This window comes from Streptomyces sp. NBC_00631 (assembly GCF_045206895.1).
GTDB lineage: Bacteria > Actinomycetota > Actinomycetes > Streptomycetales > Streptomycetaceae > Streptomyces.
This window is the reverse complement of the sequence record NZ_CP107734.1, coordinates 2504245-2522756: the sequence shown is the minus strand read 5'-3', so window position 1 is coordinate 2522756 and position 18512 is coordinate 2504245. Positions and strand designations below refer to the sequence as shown.

At 71.2% G+C, this 18512-nt stretch carries 16 protein-coding genes; 11 read left to right on the top strand and 5 right to left on the bottom strand.

Features of this window, described 5'->3' with window-relative positions; all coding sequences use genetic code 11:
- The first annotated feature begins 5 nt into the window (after positions 1-5).
- The 10 genes from pafA to OHB00_RS11525 all read left to right on the top strand — a co-directional run bounded on the left by pafA (position 6) and on the right by OHB00_RS11525 (position 10133).
- Positions 6-1367: a Pup--protein ligase gene (gene pafA, locus OHB00_RS11570; protein WP_009297738.1), complete on the top strand. Its 1362-nt coding sequence runs from the start codon at positions 6-8 to the stop codon at positions 1365-1367.
- A gap of 114 nt (positions 1368-1481) precedes the next feature.
- The gene (locus OHB00_RS11565; protein ID WP_406433899.1) at positions 1482-2480 is read left to right on the top strand and encodes an FKBP-type peptidyl-prolyl cis-trans isomerase; all 999 of its coding nucleotides are present in this window, start codon (positions 1482-1484) and stop codon (positions 2478-2480) included.
- Positions 2481-2555: 75 nt separating this feature from the next.
- The gene (locus OHB00_RS11560) at positions 2556-2927 is read left to right on the top strand and encodes an FKBP-type peptidyl-prolyl cis-trans isomerase (protein WP_406433897.1); all 372 of its coding nucleotides are present in this window, start codon (positions 2556-2558) and stop codon (positions 2925-2927) included.
- A 206-nt stretch (positions 2928-3133) separates the two neighbouring features.
- A complete protein-coding gene (locus OHB00_RS11555) occupies positions 3134-4111 on the top strand; it encodes a helix-turn-helix transcriptional regulator (RefSeq protein ID WP_406433895.1) in 978 nt (325 codons plus the stop codon).
- Between the two features lie 19 nt (positions 4112-4130).
- Complete coding sequence (locus OHB00_RS11550) at positions 4131-5144, top strand: helix-turn-helix transcriptional regulator (RefSeq protein ID WP_406433893.1); 1014 nt, start codon at positions 4131-4133, stop codon at positions 5142-5144.
- A gap of 59 nt (positions 5145-5203) precedes the next feature.
- The gene (locus tag OHB00_RS11545) at positions 5204-5464 is read left to right on the top strand and encodes a hypothetical protein (protein WP_406445734.1); all 261 of its coding nucleotides are present in this window, start codon (positions 5204-5206) and stop codon (positions 5462-5464) included.
- A gap of 10 nt (positions 5465-5474) precedes the next feature.
- Positions 5475-5669, top strand: coding sequence for a hypothetical protein (locus OHB00_RS11540; RefSeq protein ID WP_361291532.1), 195 nt, complete (start codon positions 5475-5477; stop codon positions 5667-5669).
- 260 nt (positions 5670-5929) lie between these two features.
- The gene (tatA, locus tag OHB00_RS11535; RefSeq protein ID WP_406433891.1) at positions 5930-6208 is read left to right on the top strand and encodes a Sec-independent protein translocase subunit TatA; all 279 of its coding nucleotides are present in this window, start codon (positions 5930-5932) and stop codon (positions 6206-6208) included.
- Positions 6209-6255: 47 nt separating this feature from the next.
- Positions 6256-7197 (top strand): twin-arginine translocase subunit TatC, encoded by a 942-nt coding sequence (gene tatC / locus OHB00_RS11530; protein ID WP_406433889.1) that lies wholly within the window; start codon positions 6256-6258, stop codon positions 7195-7197.
- Between the two features lie 83 nt (positions 7198-7280).
- Positions 7281-10133: a DEAD/DEAH box helicase gene (locus OHB00_RS11525; RefSeq protein WP_406433887.1), complete on the top strand. Its 2853-nt coding sequence runs from the start codon at positions 7281-7283 to the stop codon at positions 10131-10133.
- A gap of 65 nt (positions 10134-10198) precedes the next feature.
- Here OHB00_RS11525 and OHB00_RS11520 read toward each other — a convergent pair whose 3' ends face one another.
- The 5 genes from OHB00_RS11520 to OHB00_RS11500 form a co-directional block, all read right to left on the bottom strand.
- Positions 10199-10747, bottom strand: coding sequence for a DUF1062 domain-containing protein (locus OHB00_RS11520; RefSeq protein WP_406433885.1), 549 nt, complete (start codon positions 10745-10747; stop codon positions 10199-10201).
- A 195-nt stretch (positions 10748-10942) separates the two neighbouring features.
- Positions 10943-12598 carry an allophanate hydrolase gene (gene atzF, locus OHB00_RS11515; RefSeq protein ID WP_406433883.1) on the bottom strand — a complete coding sequence of 552 codons (1656 nt, stop codon included), beginning with the start codon at positions 12596-12598 and terminating at the stop codon, positions 10943-10945.
- Between the two features lie 17 nt (positions 12599-12615).
- Positions 12616-16128: a 5-oxoprolinase/urea amidolyase family protein gene (locus tag OHB00_RS11510; protein ID WP_406433881.1), complete on the bottom strand. Its 3513-nt coding sequence runs from the start codon at positions 16126-16128 to the stop codon at positions 12616-12618.
- The gene (locus tag OHB00_RS11505; protein WP_406433879.1) at positions 16125-16730 is read right to left on the bottom strand and encodes an urea amidolyase associated protein UAAP2; all 606 of its coding nucleotides are present in this window, start codon (positions 16728-16730) and stop codon (positions 16125-16127) included. Before OHB00_RS11505 ends, OHB00_RS11510 begins: the two co-directional genes overlap by 4 nt.
- On the bottom strand, positions 16727-17551 hold the full coding sequence (locus tag OHB00_RS11500) for an urea amidolyase associated protein UAAP1 (protein ID WP_406433877.1): 825 nt from the start codon (positions 17549-17551) through the stop codon (positions 16727-16729). Before OHB00_RS11500 ends, OHB00_RS11505 begins: the two co-directional genes overlap by 4 nt.
- A 186-nt stretch (positions 17552-17737) precedes the next feature.
- On the opposite strand from OHB00_RS11500, the gene OHB00_RS11495 reads away from it, so the two are divergent.
- Positions 17738-18364: a TetR/AcrR family transcriptional regulator gene (locus OHB00_RS11495; RefSeq protein ID WP_406433875.1), complete on the top strand. Its 627-nt coding sequence runs from the start codon at positions 17738-17740 to the stop codon at positions 18362-18364.
- Positions 18365-18512 lie beyond the last annotated feature (148 nt).

The window sequence follows — 18512 nt, the reverse complement described above, 5'->3', positions numbered from 1 at the left end:
CAGTCATGGACCGCCGCATTTTCGGGCTGGAGAACGAGTACGGCGTCACGTGCACGTTCAGGGGACAGCGCCGCCTGTCGCCTGACGAGGTGGCGCGGTACCTCTTCCGCCGTGTCGTGTCATGGGGCCGTAGCAGCAATGTCTTTCTGCGGAACGGCGCCCGGCTCTATCTCGACGTGGGCTCACATCCGGAATACGCGACACCCGAGTGTGACAATGTGATCGAACTGGTCACCCACGACAAGGCCGGCGAGCGCATTCTCGAAGGACTGTTGGTGGACGCCGAACGACGCCTGCATGAGGAAGGAATCGCGGGCGACGTCTACCTTTTCAAGAACAACACCGACTCGGCGGGCAACTCGTACGGTTGCCACGAGAACTATCTGGTGGCGCGGCACGGGGAGTTCTCCCGGCTCGCGGACATTCTCATTCCGTTCCTGGTGACCCGGCAGCTGCTGTGCGGCGCCGGCAAGGTGCTGCAGACGCCGCGTGGTGCGGTGTACTGCGTGAGCCAGCGGGCGGAGCACATCTGGGAGGGCGTCTCCTCGGCGACGACGCGTTCCCGGCCGATCATCAACACGCGCGACGAGCCGCACGCGGACGCCGAGCGCTACCGCCGGCTGCATGTCATCGTGGGCGACTCGAACATGTCCGAGACGACGATGCTGCTGAAGGTCGGTGCCACCGACCTGGTGCTGCGCATGATCGAGGCGGGCACGGTGATGCGTGACCTGACCCTCGAGAACCCGATCCGGGCGATCCGCGAGGTCAGCCACGACATCACGGGCCGGCGCAAGGTGCGCCTGGCCAGCGGCCGGGAGGCCTCCGCACTGGAGGTGCAGCGGGAGTACTACGAGAAGGCCGTGGACTTCTGTGAGCGCCGCGGTATCCGTACCGGCACGGTCGAGCAGGTGCTGGAGCTGTGGGGCCGGACGCTGGACGCGATCGAGGCCGAGGACCTGGACCGGATCGGCACCGAGATCGACTGGGTGATGAAGTACAAGCTCATCGAGCGGTACCGGGCCAAGCACAACATGACCATGTCTCATCCGCGGGTGGCGCAGATAGACCTCGCTTATCACGACATTCACCGTCGTCGGGGTCTGTATTACCTGCTGGAGAAGAAGGGGCAAGCCGCGCGGATCTGCAATGACTTGAAGATCTTCGAGGGCAAGTCGGTGCCGCCGCAGACGACTCGGGCGCGGTTGCGCGGTGACTTCATCCGGCGGGCCCAGGAGCAGCGCCGGGACTTCACGGTCGACTGGGTGCATCTGAAGCTCAACGACCAGGCGCAGCGCACGGTGTTGTGCAAGGACCCGTTCCGTTCGGTCGACGACCGGGTGGAGAAGCTCATCGCCGGTATGTGAGCGTTCGTCGCACAACGCCACACGGGCGCCGTACGTTTTCCGTACGGCGCCCTTGGCACGTCGTAGAGTTGCGCGCACGCCATCCGCAAGATCGACCGATTACGAGGCTCTTCCGTGCGCCGACGCTCTCTTCTCCTTGCCGCTGTTCCCGCAGGACTGGTCACGCTCGCCGGGTGTGGTGACAAGTCGTCCTCCTCCAGCAAGGCCAGCGCCTCGCCGTCGGCCTCTGCTTCGGTGCCGCCGCCGAAGATCGTGGACGGTCCGTTGCCGGCGATCACGGCGGGCACGAAGTTCGACGAGAAGCCCACGGTCGCCAAGGGCAGCGGGGACCCGTCGAAGGACCTGGCGGTCAAGACGGTGATCGCGGGCGGCGGGAAGACGGTCGCGGAGAACGACTTCATCCAGGCCAACTACCTGGGGCAGATCTGGTCCACGGCGAAGGTCTTCGACCAGTCGTACGACCGTACGCCGCTGCTCATGCAGCTCGCCGCGGGCAGCATCATCGACGGCTGGCGGTACGCGCTGGCCGGGAAGAAGGTCGGCAGCCGGGTGCTGATGGCCGTGCCGCCGACGTGGGGGTACGGCAGTTCGGGCAACTCGCAGGCGGGGATCAAGGGGACCGACACCCTGGTGTTCGTGGTGGACGTGCTGAACTCGTACAACTCGAAGAGCTCCAGCACGGGCAAGGAGGTCGCGCAGAGCGACTCCGCGCTGCCGAAGGTCGGCACCAACACGGACGGGAAGGCCCCGTCGATCGACATTCCCAAGGCGGACCCGCCGAAGAAGCTGGTGTCGAACTACGTGCTGGAGGGCGACGGCCCCGAGGTGCAGGCGGCGCAGACGATCCTGTGCCAGTTCAAGGGCGAGGTCTGGGACAGCGGCAAGGTCTTCGAGGAGACGTATGAGAGCGGGCGGCTGGCCCAGTTCTCGGTCGAGCAGATGCAGCAGGTCGTCAAGGGGCTGGCGCAGGGGATCACCGGCAAGAAGGTGGGCAGCCGGATCATGGTCGTCACGCCGCCGGACCTGGCCTATGGGAACAACCCGCCGAGCGGTGGTGTGGTGAAGAAGGGTTCGACGCTGGTGTTCTCGGTGGACATCCTCGCGGCGATGTAGTCGCGCGGGCGGTACCGGGGCGGGGATGAAAGACTGTCCGGGTTCCGTGTCGTTACACAAGCAGGAGCCTAAGACGTGAGCATCGACAAGCCCGAGATCGACTTCCCTGAGGGCGAGCCCCCGGCCGACCTGGAGATCAAGGACATCTGGGAGGGCGACGGTGAGGTGGCGCAGGCGGGCCAGACCGTCACCGTGCACTACGTGGGTGTCGCGTTCAGCACCGGCGAGGAGTTCGACGCCAGCTGGAACCGGGGCGCGCCGTTCCGCTTCCCGCTGGGCGGGGGCCGGGTCATCAAGGGCTGGGACCAGGGTGTGCAGGGCATGAAGGTCGGCGGCCGGCGCCAGCTGACCATTCCGGCCCACCTGGCGTACGGCAACCAGAGCCCGACGCCGGCGATTCAGCCCGGCGAGACGCTGATCTTCGTCGTGGACCTGATCGGGGTCTGATCCCCCTCCCGGGCCGGCGCCGTCACGCGCCGACCGGTCCTGGCCGGGAACCGGCCGGCCGAGGGCCCGTGCCGTGCGCGCGGGCCCTCGGTGTTTGTCGGGTCGTGTCCGTTTCGGTCCTCGTTGTCTGTACTGGCTTTTGCCGTGACACTCCGGAGCGGTACGGTCATCGGTCAGAAGCACCATAGGGAAGGCGAAGGGCGTCGATGGCCATTGCCAAGGCCGAGCGGCTGATGAACCTGGCGCTGTGCCTGCTGGGGACGCGGCGGCCGCTCAGCAAGCGTGAGCTGCGGGATTCCATCGAGGCATACGTCGAGGCCGCCGGGCCGGGAAAGGGTGCGGCGGGCAGCGACGACTCCTTCAACCGGATGTTCGAGCGGGACAAGGACGATCTCCGCGAGCTCGGACTGGTGATCGAGACCGTCGAGAACCTGGACGGCGAGGTCGGCTACCTCGCGCGCCGCGACAGCAACCGCCTGCCCCCCATCACCCTGGACGCCGAGGAGGCCGCCGCCCTCGGCCTCGCCGCCAAGGTCTGGCAGCAGGCCCGGCTCGCCGGCGCCGCCAGCGGCGCCCTGCAGAAGCTGCGCGCGGCAGGCCTCCCCGAGGACGTCGACCCGTACGAGGCCCATGGCGCCCTGGAGCCGCGGATCCCCGTGCACGAGGCCGCCTTCGAGCCGCTGATGCTGGCCTGCCGGGACCGCCGCCCGGTCCTCTTCGACTACCGTAAGGCCACCGCCGCCCGCCCCGAGACCCGGAACGTGGAGCCCTGGGCCCTGGAGTGCTGGCGCGGCCACTGGTACCTGGCCGGCTGGGACCGCGACCGGGGTGCCGAGCGGGTGTTCAGGCTGTCCCGGATCACCGGCAAGGTCCGCTCCCGGGGCACCGCCTTCACCGCGCCGGTCCCGGACGTCGTCACCGTCCGCGAGACCGTGGCGAGCTGGGCCGGGGAGATCGCCGACCGCTCCGCGCTGATCCGGCTGCGCTCGGGGTCCGGGTACCCCCTTCGGGCGAAGGCCACGGCGGTGCGGGAACTCGGCGACGGGTGGGACGAGTTGGAGATTCCGTACGGGCACGGGCTGGATGCCTGGCTGGTGGAGTTCGGGCCGGACGTGGTGGTCCTGGAACCGGCCGAGCTGCGGGCGGACGTCATGGACCGGCTGCGTGCCGTGGCCAAGGGCTGAGGGGGAGCGGAGCAAGGCAGTGGCAGGCAAACCGGTCAGGCCCGTGAACGCCATCGACCAGACCCGGCGGATGCTCTCCCTGGTGACCTACCTGCGCGAGCGCCCCGGCGCCCGGATCGCGGACGTGGCGCGCGCCTTCGGCATCACCGAGGACGAGCTGGTCTCCGACCTCGACGTGCTGCCCATGTGCGGCACCAGCTTCCGCGGCGGCGATCTGCTGGACATCGACACCGACGGCGAGCGGATCTGGTGGCACAACGCGGCCGCGCTCGGCGAGGAGGCCGCCGAACCGCTGCGACTCGCCGCCGACGAGGCGACCGCGCTCCTGGTCGCCGCCCGCGCGGTGGCCACTTTGCCCGGCCTGCGCGAGGGCGACCGGCAGGCGCTGCTGCGGGCCACCGCCAAGGTGGAGACCGCGGCCGGCGAGGCGGGCGACGCCAGCGCCCGGCTGTCGGTGACCTTCGAGTCCGAGGGCGGCGTCTTCGCCGACGTGGACCGGGCGATCGCCGAGCGCCGCCGGCTGTGGATCCGCTACTACTCACCCGCCCGCGACGAGGTCACCGAGCGCGAGATCGACCCGATCCGCCTGGTCAGCGTCGGCCACACCTACGTGGAGGCCTGGTGCCGCCGCTCCGAGGCGCGGCGCACCTTCCGGCTCGACCGGGTCGCCGAGATCAAGATCCTCGACGAGCCGTCCGCACCCCCCGAGATCGAGCTCCGCGACCTCTCCGAGGCCCTCGTGCAGCCGGCCGCCGAGGACCCCGAGGTGGTCGTCGAGGTCGGCCCGGCCGGCCGCTGGGTCGCCGAGTACTACCCGCACGACAGCGCGGATGAGCTTCCCGACGGCGGGCTCCGTATTACCCTGCGCACCCCCGATCCGGCCTCCCTGCGCCGGCTGGCGCTCAGGCTCGGCGGCGACGGCCGGATCGTGTCGCCGCCCGAGCTGGCCGACAGCGCCCGCCGGGCGGCCCGCGAGGCACTGACGGCGTACGACCAGGTGGGACACGGCGACGAGGAAGGGCAGGGGCTTTGAACGAGTCTTCGGGGATTCTGGACGAGCCTTCGGGTTCCGGTGGCGCGGGCGCGCGGGAGATGACGGTCGCGGCCGCCTTCGCCGGGATGAGAAGAGTGGTCCCCGTGGTCTTCAGAGCCGGCTGCCCGGACTGCCGGGGCAGCTTCGAGCTCGCCGCGAGCGCTCTGCGCCTGGCCATCGGGGCCACCAGCAAGACGACGTTCTACTCGTTCACCTGCCCCGACTGCGGGGCCGCGGTGCGCAAGCCCGCCGGCGAGCGGATCGTCGAACTGCTCACCGGCGGCGGGGTCAGGACGCTGCGTCTGCACCCCACCGTCTAGGCTCGGCCCCATGTTCTGGGCGATGGTCGCGGTAGCTGTGGGTTTCGTGGGGCTCGCCGTGCTCGGCGTCCTCGCCGTCCGGGTCTTCCTGGAGGCGCGCAGGCTGGGAGCGCAGGTCGCGGACTCGGCACGGCGGATCAACCGGGCCGCCGAGGACCTGGAGCGGGCGGCCGCCGGTGCTGCCCGTACTGTGGACACGCTGTGACTCCCGCTGTGCAATGGGTGTGAGTAGAGGGCCGTAAGCGGTTTGCGTCACTTCGCCCTGTCACGGTGCCCGTAGGGGCAGGTACGCTGCTGAACGCGGCACGGAGAACGAGGCCCGTTCCGCGGACCGGGAGTACGCACGGGGATTGCCTCACGTTTACCCCTGAGCGTTACGATCGCTGAGAGCACGATCACTCGGACACACGTCCGACCGATCGGACAGCACCCCACCCAGCCGCCTCGGTGAGAAGGTAAAGACTTATGTTCGGAAGGCTCGGAGCCCCCGAGATCATTCTCATCCTTGTCGTCGTCATCCTGCTGTTCGGCGCGAAGAAGCTTCCGGACATGGCCCGCTCGCTCGGCAAGTCCGCGCGCATCCTCAAGAGCGAGGCCAAGGCGATGAAGGAAGACGGCAACACCACCTCCCAGGCGCCCGCCTCCAGCGAGCAGCCCCAGGCCCAGCGCACCATCCAGGCGTCCCCCGGCGACGTGACCAGCTCCCGCCCGGTCAACGAGCCGTCGGACACCACCCAGCGCTGACGCAGGGCCGGAAGCCCCCGGCCTGCCGCACGAGATGAGGACGTGGGTTGCCAAAGTCTGCCCGCAAACAGGAGAGGGATCCCGAGGGGCGGATGCCTCTCGCGGATCACCTTCGTGAGCTCCGCAACCGGCTCGCGAAGGCCATGCTGGCCATCATCGTCATCACGGTGGTCGCCGCCTTCTTCTACAACGACATCATCGACTTCCTCACCAAGCCGATCCTCGAATCGGTCGGTTGCGCGCACACCTTCTCGCAGATGAACAAGACCACCGGTAACGAGCAGTGCGCCCAGATCACCATCAACGGTCTGCTCGCGCCCTTCACGCTCGCCCTCCAGGTCTCCCTGATGGCCGGTGTGGTGTTCGCCTCCCCGGTCTGGCTGTACCAGCTGTGGGCCTTCGTCGCCCCGGGTCTGCACAGGCACGAGAAGAAGTACGCGTACGCGTTCGTCGGCACCGGAGTCCCGCTCTTCTTCGCCGGCGCGTTCTTCGCGTACAAGGTCCTGCCGACCACCGCGAAGGTCCTCATCGGCTTCACCCCGCACGGCGTGAGCAACCTGCTGCCGCTCGACGACCTGCTGCAGCTGGTCACGCGCATGGTGATCGTCTTCGGTCTCTCCTTCGAGCTGCCCCTGCTCCTGGTGATGCTCAATCTCACCGGCATCATCTCCGGCAAGCGGATGCTCGGCTGGTGGCGGGCGATGATCCTCGGCATCACGGTCTTCGCGGCCGTGGCCACCCCGAGCACCGACCCGCTCTCCATGCTGGCCCTCGCCGGGCCGATCTGGGTGCTGTACTTCGGCGCGGTCGCGTTCTCCCTCCTCAACGACCGGCGCAGGCGCCGCCGCGACGACGACGGCCTCGACGACGACGAGGCCTCCGACCTCGACCTCAGCCCCGAGGACATCGGGGAGATCGAGACCGTCTCCGCCAGCCGCGCGCTGCCCGAGGGCCCCGACCGGGTCAACGGCTACGACGACGTGACCTGACAGAGCGGCCAGACCCACCGAGAGGTGTCCGCGTCCCACGGCGCGGGCACCTCTTTGTTGCCCGTTGTCCCATGTTCCGGATAATGATCGTCCTGTTGTCAGTGGGGACCGGTACGCTCGAAAGCACGATGACAGAGGACCTCTCACCGGCCGAGCGGTATGCGGCGGCCCGCAGGCGGGCCGCCGAGCAGGCCACCGCGCTCGCGTCTTTCCGCGAGATGTACGACTTCGGCCTCGACCCCTTCCAGATCGAGGCCTGCCAGGCGCTCGAATCCGGAAAGGGCGTACTGGTGGCCGCCCCCACCGGCTCCGGCAAGACGATCGTGGGCGAGTTCGCCGTCCACCTCGCCCTGATGCAGGGCAAGAAGTGCTTCTACACGACACCCATCAAGGCACTGTCGAACCAGAAGTACGCCGACCTCTGCCGCCGCTACGGCGACGGCATGGTGGGCCTGCTCACCGGAGACAACAGCATCAACCCGGACGCCGCGGTGGTCGTGATGACCACCGAGGTCCTGCGGAACATGCTGTACGCGGGCTCCCAGACCCTCATCGGCCTCGGCTACGTGGTCATGGACGAGGTCCACTACCTCTCCGACCGCTTCCGCGGCGCCGTCTGGGAAGAGGTGATCATCCACCTCCCGGAGTCCGTGACCCTGGTCTCGCTGTCGGCGACCGTCTCCAACGCCGAGGAGTTCGGCGACTGGCTCGACACCGTTCGCGGCGACACCGAGGTCATCGTCTCCGAGCACCGGCCCGTCCCGCTCTTCCAGCACGTGCTCGCCGGACGCCGGATGTACGACCTGTTCGAGGAGGGCGAGGGCCACAAGAAGGCCGTCAACCCCGACCTCGCCCGGCTGGCCCGCATGGAGGCACAGCGTCCGTCGTACCAGGACCGCAGACGTGGCCGTGCCATGCGCGAGGCCGACCGGGAGCGGGAGCGCCGGCAGCGCTCCCGGGTGTGGACACCGGGCCGCCCCGAAGTCATCGAACGCCTCGACAACGAGGGCCTGCTGCCCGCCATCACCTTCATCTTCAGCCGCGCCGCCTGCGAAGCCGCCGTCCAGCAGTGCCTGCATGCGGGACTGCGGCTCAACGACGAGGAGGCACGGGACAAGGTGCGCGCCCTCGTCGAGGAGCGCACCTCGTCGATCCCGCCGGAGGATCTGCACGTCCTCGGCTACTACGAGTGGCTGGAGGGCCTGGAGCGCGGTATCGCCGCCCACCACGCCGGCATGCTCCCCACCTTCAAGGAAGTCGTCGAGGAACTCTTCCTACGCGGCCTGGTCAAGGCCGTGTTCGCCACCGAGACCCTCGCGCTCGGCATCAACATGCCCGCCCGCTCGGTGGTGTTGGAGAAGCTCGTCAAGTGGAACGGCGAGCAGCACGCCGACATCACCCCGGGCGAGTACACCCAGCTGACGGGCCGTGCGGGCCGGCGCGGCATCGACGTCGAGGGCCACGCGGTCGTGCTGTGGCAGCGCGGCATGAGCCCCGAGCACCTCGCCGGGCTCGCCGGCACCCGCACCTATCCGCTGCGGTCCAGCTTCAAGCCGTCGTACAACATGGCCGTCAACCTGGTCGAGCAGTTCGGGCGGCACCGTTCAAGGGAGCTGCTGGAGACCTCCTTCGCGCAGTTCCAGGCCGACAAGTCGGTCGTCGGCATCTCCCGTCAGGTGCAGCGCAACGAGGAAGGGCTCACCGGCTACAAGGAGTCCATGACCTGCCACCTCGGCGACTTCGAGGAGTACGCGCGACTGCGGCGCGAGCTGAAGGACCGGGAGACCGAACTGTCCCGGCAGGGCGCGGCCCAGCGGCGTGCCGAGGCGGCCGTCGCCCTGGAGAAGCTCAAGCCCGGCGACGTCATCCATGTGCCGACCGGCAAGTACGCCGGGCTCGCCCTGGTGCTGGACCCGGGGCTGCCCGCCGGGCGGTCCAACGGCCATCGCGGCTTCGACCAGTACGACGGGCCCCGGCCGCTGGTGCTGACCGCCGAGCGGCAGGTCAAGCGGCTCGCTTCCATCGACTTCCCGGTGCCGGTCGAGGCGCTGGAGCGGATGCGGATCCCCAAGTCCTTCAACCCCCGCTCCCCGCAGTCCCGTCGGGACCTCGCCTCCGCGCTGCGCACCAAGGCCGGGCACATCCCCCCGGAGCGGGCCCGCAAGAAGCGGTCGCAGGCGGCCGACGACCGTGAGATCGCCCGGCTGCGCACCGCGATCCGCGCGCACCCCTGCCACGGCTGCAACGACCGCGAGGACCACGCCCGTTGGGCCGAGCGCTACCACCGGCTGGTCCGGGACACCTCGCAGCTTGAGCGGCGCATCGAGGGCCGTACCAACACCATCGCCCGGACCTTCGACCGGATCGTGGCGCTGCTGACCGAGCTGGACTACCTGCGCGGGGACGAGGTCACCGAACACGGCAAGCGGCTGGCCCGGCTGTACGGCGAACTCGACCTGCTCGCCAGCGAATGCCTGCGGGCGGGTGTCTGGGAGGGCCTCGGCCCCGCCGAACTCGCCGCGTGCGTCTCGGCGCTGGTGTACGAGGCCCGGGTCGGTGACGACGCGATGGCCCCCAAGCTGCCCTCCGGGAAGGCCAAGGCCGCGCTCGGTGAGATGGTGCGGATCTGGGGGCGGCTGGACGCCCTTGAGGAGGAGTTCCGGATCACGCAGACCGAGGGCGTCGGGCAGCGCGAACCGGACCTCGGGTTCGCCTGGGCCGCGTACATGTGGGCGTCCGGAACCGGACTTGACGAGGTGCTGCGGGAGGCCGAGATGCCCGCCGGGGACTTCGTCCGGTGGTGCAAGCAGGTCATCGACGTGCTGGGGCAGATCTCGGCCGCGGCCCCGATAGAGGGGTCGACGGTGGCGAAGACCGCGCGCAAGGCGGTCGACCTGGTGCTGCGAGGAGTGGTGGCCTACTCGTCGGTGGGCTGACGGGTGTGACCGCGTGGGGCCTGTCCGGCGGACCCCGCCGGACAGGCCCCGTTCGCCGTGCGGGCTCAGCGCAGCCGCGTGAAGGTGAAGTCGCCGGAGAGCCTGCTGTCCAGCCGGACCGCCGAGACGATCCTCCCCTCCTCGACCAGCCGTTCGACCTCGGCCCGCGGAAGACCGCAGCCCTCGGCGATCAGCCGCACCGCCCGGACCGGGATCCGCGCCGCGAAGCGGACCGCGACGTCGATCACCGCACGGCCCGGCTGATCCGATCGGCCGGTGTCGAGCCGCCAGGCGCCGCCCCAGTCGAGGGCGACCCGGTTACGGTGCTGCACGACCGGATCCTGGAGCAACTCGGCTGCCAGGCCGGGGTCGTTGCCGTGCAGCCGGTCCAGCAGATCGGGCCGCACGGAGCGCACGTTCACCCGCTCCAAAAGCGTCAGCTTCGCCGTCTCCCCGCATCCGGTACAGAGCACGAGGAGCCAGGCGTCGATGAGCTTGTGATGCGCGTTGACACGGAACCTGCCGCTCGCCCGGAAGCGTTCCCACCCGCAGGTGTGGCAGCGGCGCAGGACAAAAGGCAGGCAGGTGGGCATGACCACCCAGTTGGTGAGCACAGAAGTACACCGGTTTCAGTGAGAAATCCGCAGCAAAAGGAGGCGCGGCGCACAGGTGCGGCGCGCGACCGATCAGCGCTTGGGAGGTCTCACACGGTGTACAACGGCACGTCCTTGATCACACGACGGGGGCGGGCAGCACGGTAGCGGCGCGGGGCCACGCCGTTCCACTGGTTTTCCGTGGGCCGGAGGCTGTCAGCGCGACGCCAGGAAGGCCCGCCAGCCGCCGTGACGGGTGATGTCCTCGGCGTCCGCCGACGCGCTGGGCTCGCACAGGAAGCCGGGCACGCCGGTGCCGTCGGCCAGTTCCACGCGGCCCAGGGCCATGGGACGGGGGAGCGCGGCCAGCAGCCGGCCCAGGCCCTGGGCCGGCAGGCTCCAGACCTCCGTCTCGATCGCCGCCCCGCCCGCTCCGACATGCACCAGGCCGGGCTTGGGCGGACTGGTCCGCAGGGCGTAGAGGCGGTACGCCGGGGCCGTGGTCGTCGTGCGCTCCCGTACCGCCCCCAGCGCCAGGAGCTGGGGATTGAGCGGCTGACCGGTCAGGTGGGCGCCGACCACCGCCAGGCGCACCCGCGGTTCCAGGGTTCGGGCGATGGTGGCCAGACGGTCGTCCGTGAACGCCGGGCCGATCAGCATCACGCCGAACGGCAGGCCGTTCACCTCACCCGCCGGTACCGCCACCGCCGCCAGGTCGAAGAGGTTCGTGGAGTTGGTGAAACGGCCCAGGCGGGCGTTGGTGCCCAGCGGGTCGGCCGCGACCTCGGCCAGGGTGGGGTGGCCCGGAGCGGTGGGAAGCAGCAGGGCGTCCGCGTCGGCGAGCTCGGCCAGGGCGCGGCCGCGCAGGTCACGAAGCCGCTCCTGGTCGGCGAAGAGCCGGTGGGCCGGGACGTCACGGGCCCGGGTGATGATGCCGGCGACCGTGGGGTCGAGGCCCTCGCCGCCGGAAGAGATCAGTTTGTCGACAAAGGGGCCTACCGCTGTGTAGCGCTCGGCCACGAACGCGCCCTCGTAGAGCATCGCGGCCGCCTCGGTGAAGGGGGTCAGGTCGAGAGGGCGGATCGAGGCGCCGGCGGCGGCCAGGCCCTTCACCGTCTCCTCGTACGCCTCCGCCCAGCCTTCGTCCAGCTCGCCGAGCTGGGCCCGGGGCGGGACGGCGATGCGCCAGGGGCCGGGGGCCCGCTGGGGGAGCGGCGGGAGCGTGCGGTCCGGCGGGGCCGCCATGTACGACAGTGCCTGCTCGGCTTCCGGGAGAGTGCGGGCGAACACCGTCACGCAGTCGATGGACGCGCAGGCCGGGACCACACCGGCCGTCGGAACCAGGCCGCGTGTCGGCTTCAGGCCGACGATGCCGTTGAAGGCGGCCGGGACCCGGCCCGAGCCCGCGGTGTCCGTGCCGAGGGCGAGGTCGACGATGCCGAGGGCCACGGCGACGGCCGAGCCGGAGCTGGAGCCGCCGCTGATCCGGGCGGGGTCGATCGCGTTGCGGACGGCGCCGTGGGGGGAGCGGGTGCCCACCAGGCCGGTCGCGAACTGGTCGAGATTGGTGGTGCCGAGGACGAGCGCGCCGGCCGCCCGCAGGCGGGCCACCGCGGGAGCGTCGGCCTGCGGTTCGTACGCGTACGCCGGGCAGCCCGCCGTCGTGGGCAGCCCGTGCACGTCGATGTTGCCCTTGGCGGCGAGCAGGCGGCCCGCGAGGGGAAGGTGTGCCCCCGCGGTCACCCGCTCGTCGATCGCGCGGGCCTCCGCCTCGGTCTCCTCCTGCGGGCGCAGGTCGATCCAGATCTCGGGCCGGTCGACGGCCTCGATGCGTGCGTAGGCGGCACGGACACGGGAGACAGTGCTGGACATGGTTGTGCTCCTCGGGGTCAGTTCCGGGCCGGTGCCAGGACGAGCAGGGCCGTGCCCGCCTCCACCTGGTCGCCGGGCCGCGCCAGGATCTCCGTGACGACACCGGTCATCGGTGCGTGCACCCTGGACTCCATTTTCATCGCCTCCAGCGCGAGCAGGGGCTGCCCGGTGGTCACCTCGTCCCCGGCGGCCACGTTCAGCTGCCATACGGAGGCCGCGAACTCGGCCTCGACCAGTCGGCCGCCCGGCGGCACCGCCACCTCGGCGGGCTGGGCGGCGGGCGCCGTGGCCGCTGCCGCCCGCGCGAACTCGCCCGCCGCTTCCCAGGCGTCCCGCTCCGCGGCGAACGCCTTCTGCTGGCGTGCCCTGAACTCCCCGATCGAGTCGGCGTGCGAGGTGAGGAACTCCTGGTAGGAGGCGAGGGAGAAGGTCCCCTCCTCGATGCGCGGCACGAACCGGCCGGAGGTGATGTCGGCGCGCAGGTCGAGGAGTTCGTCCGCGGACACCGGGTACCACCTGATCCGGTCGAAGAAGCGCAGCAGCCACGGCATGCCCGGCTCGAACGCGCCGCGCTGCTGCCAGCCCGACCAGACCTGGGTCGTACGGCCCACGAACTGGTAGCCGCCCGGGCCCTCCATGCCGTAGACGCACAGGTAGGCGCCGCCGATGCCGACGGAGTTCTCGGCGGTCCAGGTGCGGGCCGGGTTGTACTTCGTGGTGACCAGGCGGTGGCGCGGGTCGAGCGGGGTGGCGACCGGGGCGCCCAGGTACACGTCGCCGAGGCCGAGGACCAGGTACTCCGCGTCGAAGACCGTGCGGTAGACGTCCTCGACCGAGTCCAGGCCGTTGACCCGGCGGATGAACTCGATGTTCCACGGGCACCAGGGGGCGTCGTCGCGGACGCCCGCCATGTAGCGGGCGATCGCCTCCCGGGTCGCCGGGTCGTCCCAGGAGAGGGGGAGGTGGACCGTGCGGGAGGGAACCACCAGTTCGTCGGTGGGCGGCAGTCCCGCCACGATCTCCCGTACCGCGCGGAGGAGCCCGGCCTGGGCCAGGACGCTCGGATCGGTCTGGATCTGAAGCGAACGGATGCCCGGCGTCAGGTCCGTGACGCCGGGCAGGTCCGCCGCCGTCACCGCCTCCATCAGCGCGTGCACCCGCATCCGCAGGGCCAGGTCGAGTTGCATGGGACCGAACTCGACCAGCAGGTTGTCGTCGCCGCTGCGCCGGTAGGTCACGTCACCGTCCCGGGCGAGGACACCGCCGTCGACGATCTCGGGGCGGGGCGCGCCCGTGACGTCGACCGGGGTGAAGCGGACCGTGTCGCCGGGGCGTAGCTGGCCGAGCTTCCAGCGTTCGCCGCTCAGGACCGTCGCCGGGCAGACGAACCCGCCCAGGGAGGGGCCGTCGGGACCGAGCAGGACCGGCATGTCGCCGGTGTAGTCGACGGCGCCCACCGAGTACGGGGTGTCGTGGATGTTGGACGGGTGCAGGCCCGCCTCACCGCCGTCGGTGCGCGCCCAGCGCGGCTTGGGGCCGATCAGGCGGACGCCGGTGCGCGCCGAGTTGAAGTGCACCTTCCACTCGGCCGCGTAGAAGTCGCGGATGTCGTCCTCGGTGAAGAACTCCGGTGCCGCGTGCGGGCCCTCGACGGCCGCGAGCTGCCAGTCGGCGGTGAAACTCGGGCGGTCGGTGACGGGCTGGCCGTCGGTCACGGCCCCGCCGTGCAGGACGTCCCCCGTGCGCAGCGCCCGGCCGCCGTGGCCGCCGAACCGCCCCAGGGTGAAGGTGCTCGCGCTGCCGAGGAAGGCGGGGACGTCGAGGCCGCCGCCGGCGACGAGGACGTAGGTGCGCAGGCCGTGTCCGGTGGGGGCGCCGATCTCCAGCAGGCCGCCGGCCGGGACCGTCACCGGCTCCCACTGGGCGGCCGGGGTGCCGTCGACCGTCACCGGGGCCGGGGCGCCGGTCACGCAGACGGTGGTGGGGTGGGTGAAGCGCAGGGCCGGGCCCTGGAGGGTGCATTCGAGGCCGGGCGCGCCCTCCGGGTTGCCCAGGGCGACGTTGCCGAGGCGGAAGGAGCGGTCGTCCATCGGGCCGCTCGGGGGGACGCCGACCTGCCAGTAGCCGGTGCGGCCCGGCCAGTCCTGCACCGTGGTGAGCGTGCCGGCGGCGACGACCTCGATCCGGGAGGTGGGGTCGGTGACCTCGGCGAGGGTCGCCGTGGAGTGGGCGGCGGCACGGAACGCGGGGTCGGCGAGCGCCGCGCGCACCAGGCCGAGGTTCGTCTCGATGCCGTCGACGCGGGCGGCGGTCAGCGCCTCGTCCAGCCGGCGCAGCGCCTCGGCGCGGTCGGGGCCGTACGCGATCACCTTCGCGAGCATCGGGTCGTACGACGTCGTCACCTCGGTGCCGGTCTCCACCCAGCCGTCGACGCGCACCCCCGCCGGGAACTCCACCCGGGTCAGCAGGCCGGCGCTGGGCCGGTGGCCGCGGGAGGGGTCCTCGGCGTAGACGCGGGCCTCGACGGCGTGGCCCCGCGGTGCGCCCGGGTCGCGGACGACGTCGGTCTCGCCCCGCGCGAGGCGCAGCATCCAGGCGACCAGGTCGACGCCGTAGATCTCCTCGGTGACCGGATGTTCCACCTGGAGGCGGGTGTTGACCTCCAGGAAGTAGGCCTCCTCGCGGGCCGCGTCGTACACGAACTCGACCGTGCCGGCCGAACGGTAGCCGACCGAGGCGCACAGATCCCGGGCGGCGGTGGCCAGCCGGGCGCGGACCCGCGGGGGCAGACCGGGGGCCGGGGCCTCCTCGACCACCTTCTGGTTGCGGCGCTGGAGGGAGCAGTCCCGGTCGCCGAAGGTGACGACCCGGCCGTCACCGTCGCCGAAGACCTGGATCTCGACATGGCGGGCGTGCTCGACCAGGCGTTCCAGGAAGACCCCGGCCGAGGAGAAGGAGGCGGCGGCGACCCGCTGCACCCGCTCCCAGGCTTCGGTCAGCTCATCGGCTGATCGACATGCCGACATACCGATACCGCCGCCACCGCCGGTCGCCTTGAGCATCACGGGATAGCCGATGGCGGAGGCCGAGCGGAGGGCTTCGGGCAGGTCGGCCAGCAGCCCGGTGCCCGGGGCCAGGGGCACCCCGGCGGCCTCCGCGGCCGCGCGTGCGGTGTGTTTCGCGCCGAACAGTTCCAGCTGCTCCGGGGTCGGCCCGACGAAGACGATCCCGGCCTCCTCGCACCGGCGGGCGAAGGCGGCGTCCTCGGACAGGAAGCCGTAGCCGGGGTGGATCGCGCCCGCACCGGTGTCCTTGGCGGCCTTCAGGACCAGGTCGGCGTCGAGGTACGACTCCTTCGCCGGCGCCGGGCCGAGCCGGACCGCCTCGTCGGCGAGGCGTACGTGCGGTGCCGAGCGGTCGGGGTCGGAGTAGACGGCGACCGTGCGCAGGCCCAGCGCGCGGGCGGTGCGGATGATGCGGACGGCTATCTCGCCCCGGTTGGCGATCAGCAGCTTCTCGAAGGTGGTCATCCCGCGGCTCCGGTGACCGTCATCGCCACGGCCGTCGGGTCGAAGCCGTTGCAGGGGTTGTTGATCTGGGGGCAGTTGGAGACCAGGACCAGGACATCGCGTTCGGCGCGCAGGGTCAGCTTCCGGCCCGGGGCCGAGAGGCCGTCGACGATGCCGAGGGTGCCGTCCTTCTCGACGGGCACGTTCATGTACCAGTTGATGTTGGAGACCAGGTCGCGCTTGCCGAGACCGTGCCGGGCGCCCTCCGCGAGGAAGTTGTCCACGCAGGCGTGCTGGGACCAGGTGTGGTGGCCGTAGCGGAGGGTGTTGGACTCCTTGGAGCAGGCGCCGCCGACCGTGTCGTGGCGGCCGACCTCGTCGGCGGTCACGGTCATCAGCGGGGTGTGCTCGTTGGAGAGCAGGACGCTGCCGGTGGTCAGGAATATCGAGCCCTGGGCGTGGACGGTGTCGGGCGCGCTGTAGCGGACCGACGTGTCGTGGGCGTCGTAGACGAGGAAGTCGACGGCCTGGTTGCCGTGCAGGTCGGTGATGGTGAGGGACTCGCCCGCGCGGATCACGGCGGACCAGGCGGCGCGGGCGGGGACGACGGTCTGGATGCTCATGCGAGCCCCCTCGCGGCGAGGAATCCGGCGGTGTTGAGGAAGGCGCGGCGGCCCTCGGGGGTGGCGTCCCAGAGCGGGTCGCCCGGCGGGGTGGGGGCGGCGCGCCAGGCCAGCACCTCCAGCGGGGTGCTGACGTAGTCGGGGCGCGGGTCGGCCGGGTGCGGGACGTTCGCGATGAGGACGGTCACGTCCTGCTCGGCGCGGAGCGTGACGCTGCCGCCGGGGCCGGCCGAGCCGGTGAAGTCCAGCGTGCCGTCGTCGCGCACCTCCACGCCCTGGAAGAACGACAGGGAGGGCGGCAGGTCGCGCGGTTCCAGGCCGTTCTTGGCCGCGGCGAGCTTGAACAGCTCGCGGCCGGCGGGGGAGGGCGACTGCGGAGTGCCGTCGCCGTACCGCTCGGTGTTGCGCAGGAGGGCGGAGGTGCCGCAGAGGGCGTCGTGGCGGCCGGAGGTGTCGGCTACGACGGAGGTCAGCACCCGGCCCTGGTCGGAGAGGAGCAGCACGCCCTCGCCGAGGTAGGCGTTCCACTGGACCTTGACGGTGTCGGCGACGTTCAGCCGCTCCCAGGGGCGGTCGGCGGCGTACAGCAGGACGTGGGCGCAGGCGTCGCCGGCCAGGTCGGTCAGGCGCAGCTCGGTGCCGCGGGCCAGGACGCGGTGCGTGTAGTTGCCGCCGGCCACCGTCTCGGCCCACACCAGGTGGCCGGCCTCGCAGGGCGGGTCCGGCCAGTCGGCGGCCGGTACCACGGGCATGGTCTCGGCCCGGGTGCCCTCCTGGGCGCGGGCGTGCGCACGGGCCCCGTATGTGGTCGCTGTCGCCATCGCTGACCTCCGGTTTCTTCGGCTGGGGGGTTATTTCTGTCGCTCGACAGAAATTAGGGGTGCGTGGGGTCGGCGGCGTTGCCTCGGTGTTCCGGCCCGGTTACCGAGGGCTCACCGGGGGCGGCGGCCCGGTGGGCGAGGCGTCGGCGTGATCGCCGTACGGCGTGGTGTGCGAGGATCGAACGCATGGGGACGAGCAGTGGCCGCCGGGTCGGCCGGCCGCGGGCCACGCAGCGACCGGACAGCGGACTGGAGCCGCGGGCCGAACTGCTCGCCGCCGCGGCCGAGTTGTTCACCACCCGCGGCTACGCGGCCACCACCACCCGGGCCGTCGCCGAGCGGGCAGGCATGCGGCAGGCCTCGATGTACCACTACGTCTCCGGCAAGGAGGAACTCCTCGCCGAGCTGCTGGAGTCCACCGTCACGCCGTCCCTGGCCTGTGCGCGGGAGCTGCTCGCGGACGATGTGTCCCCGGCCGAGGAGCGGCTGCGGATCCTGTGCCGGGCCGACGTGGAGCTGCTGTGCGCCGGGCCGCACAACCTGGGCGCGCTCTACCTGCTGCCCGAGGTGCACACCGACCGGTTCGCGGGCTTCCGTGCGGTACGCGCCGAACTCAAGGACGCCTACCGGCAGTTGATCGCCGCGACGGCGGTCGGCGGGGCGCTGGCCAAGAGGGAGCTGGAGCTGCGGACCGATCTCGTCTTCGGGCTGATCGAGGGCGTCATCCTGGTCCACCGCTCCGAACCGGAGCGTCCCGCCCACGAGTTCGCCCGTGCCACGGCCGAGGCGGCGCTGCGGATCGTCGGGGTCTGAGGAGCCCCGGGGGTCGGCGGAGGTTCCGGTCCGGAGGCTCGTTTCACCCATCACGGTGAGTGATATCCGTACATCCGTACGCGGTGACGGATCGTGTTCGAATGAATGCCCTGCGTGCAAAACGACCGAGGGTACTCCAGTCCTTTGG

Bases quoted from the DNA above. Each gene is read 5' to 3' on its own strand.
- OHB00_RS11505 (WP_406433879.1), bottom strand. From the start codon at position 16,730: ATGAGCATCCAGACCGTCGTCCCCGCCCGCGCCGCCTGGTCCGCCGTG.
- tatA (WP_406433891.1), top strand. From the start codon at position 5,930: ATGTTCGGAAGGCTCGGAGCCCCCGAGATCATTCTCATCCTTGTCGTC.
- pafA (WP_009297738.1), top strand. From the start codon at position 6: ATGGACCGCCGCATTTTCGGGCTGGAGAACGAGTACGGCGTCACGTGC.
- OHB00_RS11500 (WP_406433877.1), bottom strand. From the start codon at position 17,551: ATGGCGACAGCGACCACATACGGGGCCCGTGCGCACGCCCGCGCCCAG.
- OHB00_RS11540 (WP_361291532.1), top strand. From the start codon at position 5,475: ATGTTCTGGGCGATGGTCGCGGTAGCTGTGGGTTTCGTGGGGCTCGCC.
- OHB00_RS11545 (WP_406445734.1), top strand. From the start codon at position 5,204: ATGACGGTCGCGGCCGCCTTCGCCGGGATGAGAAGAGTGGTCCCCGTG.
- OHB00_RS11510 (WP_406433881.1), bottom strand. From the start codon at position 16,128: ATGACCACCTTCGAGAAGCTGCTGATCGCCAACCGGGGCGAGATAGCC.
- OHB00_RS11495 (WP_406433875.1), top strand. From the start codon at position 17,738: ATGGGGACGAGCAGTGGCCGCCGGGTCGGCCGGCCGCGGGCCACGCAG.
- OHB00_RS11555 (WP_406433895.1), top strand. From the start codon at position 3,134: ATGGCCATTGCCAAGGCCGAGCGGCTGATGAACCTGGCGCTGTGCCTG.
- OHB00_RS11525 (WP_406433887.1), top strand. From the start codon at position 7,281: ATGATCGTCCTGTTGTCAGTGGGGACCGGTACGCTCGAAAGCACGATG.
- atzF (WP_406433883.1), bottom strand. From the start codon at position 12,598: ATGTCCAGCACTGTCTCCCGTGTCCGTGCCGCCTACGCACGCATCGAG.